This window comes from Curtobacterium sp. B18 (assembly GCF_000333375.1).
Taxonomy (GTDB): Bacteria; Actinomycetota; Actinomycetes; order Actinomycetales; family Microbacteriaceae; genus Curtobacterium.
The window spans coordinates 1-1640 of record NZ_BACZ01000072.1; the positions used below are offsets into that span (position 1 = coordinate 1).

A 1640-nucleotide genomic window follows, 5' to 3' on the forward strand; every position below is an offset into this window, starting at 1 on the left:
CATGCCCGCGACTCGACGAGCACGCGGCCCGCATCGAGCGTGAGCGCGCCGAGGCCGAGGCGACCGCGGAGCGCGCCGCCCGCGAGCACGAGAACGAACTCGCCGCCCGCCGCGAACGCGAGCACGCCGAGGTCGACACCGAGATCGCCGACCGCCGCGGTCGCCGTGCTGCTCCACCTGCTCGGCCTGCCGTGGGGGCCCGCCTGGGTGCTCGGCGCCGCCGTCGCACCGACCGACGCCACCGCGGTCGGGGTGCTCACGAAGATGCTGCCGCGACGGAACGTCACGGTGCTGCGGGCGGAGAGCCTCGTGAACGACGGCACCACCCTCGTGGTCTACGGCATCGCGGTCGCGGTGACGGTCGGCACCGAGGAGCTGACCTTCTGGGGTGTCTCCGGCATGCTCGCACTGTCGTACCTCGGCGGTGTCGCCGCGGGTCTGGTGGCGGCGTGGCTCGGCACCCAGGTGCTCCGCCGGGTCGACACCGTCGTGCTCGAGAACCTCGTGACGCTGCTCGTGCCCTTCGTCGCGTTCCTCGGCGCCGAGGCGATCGGTGCGTCCGGCGTGCTCGCCGTCGTCGCGGCGGGGATCGTCGTCAGTCAGGTCGGCCCGAAGCTCGACCGCGCCGAGACGCGCCAGCAGGTCCGGGCGTTCTGGTCGTTCCTGACCTTCCTCCTGAACGGCGCGCTCTTCGTTCTCGTCGGCATCGAGGCGATGGTGGCGGCGCGCGCGCTCGACCCGGCCGAACTGCTCCGTGCCACCGGGGTGATCGCCGCGGTGTCGGTGGTCCTCGTGCTCGTGCGGTTCGCCTTCCTCAACGCCGCCGGCGGCACGGTCTGGCTCGTCACCCGACGCTCGGGCGGTGCACCGCGCGAGGGACACCGCGACCGGCTCGTCAGCGGCTTCGCCGGGTTCCGCGGAGCCGTGTCGCTCGCGATGGCCGTCGCCGTGCCCCGGACGCTCGAGTCCGGTGGCGCGTTCCCCGACCGGGACCTCATCGTCTTCGTCACCGCCGGGGTGGTCGTCGTCACGATCGTCGGGCAGGCCCTCGTCCTGCCGGCGGTGCTCCGCCGGGCGGCCCTGCCCGAGGACGAGTCCGTGGGCGAGGAGCGTCGGACGGCGGAGCGGACCGCGATCGAGGAGGCCCTCGACGCGCTCCCCCGCCTCGCCCGTGCCACCGGCGCGGACCGGGCCACCGTGGACCGGGTGCGGAAGGACTACGAGGCCCACCTCGACGTCATCCAGGCGCGCGAGGAGTCGGACGACGACCACCCGGCGCTGCAGCGGCACGACACCGCCGTCGCCCTCGAGCTCGAACTCGTCCGGCACAAGGCCGCCACGCTCCTGCGGATGCGGGACGCCGACGAGATCGACGACCTCGTGCTCCGCCAGGTCCGCTCGGGGTACGACGCGGAAGAGGCCCGGCTGAACGGCGCGTCGTCGGGCTGACCCCCGTCCTCTTCCGACGATCTGCGAATCTTGGACGATCCTGATCCCCGGCGCCCGAGGCTGTCGCCATGCACCTCCTCGACGCCGCCTTCCTTCTGGAAGGCCTTCGGCCCCTGGGTCCTGCTCGGCATCGGCGTGGTCGTGTTCATCGAGTCCGGCGTGCTCTTCCCGTTCCTCCCCGGTGACTCCCT

Annotated in this window: 1 protein-coding gene and 1 pseudogene; both read left to right on the forward strand. The window is 73.4% G+C overall.

Features of this window, described 5'->3' with window-relative positions; genetic code table 11:
* The first annotated feature begins 39 nt into the window (after positions 1-39).
* A complete protein-coding gene (locus I5E_RS01990) occupies positions 40-1449 on the forward strand; it encodes a Na+/H+ antiporter (protein WP_022905522.1) in 1410 nt (469 codons plus the stop codon).
* Positions 1450-1557: 108 nt separating this feature from the next.
* Positions 1558-1640, forward strand: a pseudogene (locus I5E_RS27275) (DedA family protein); the annotation flags it as partial.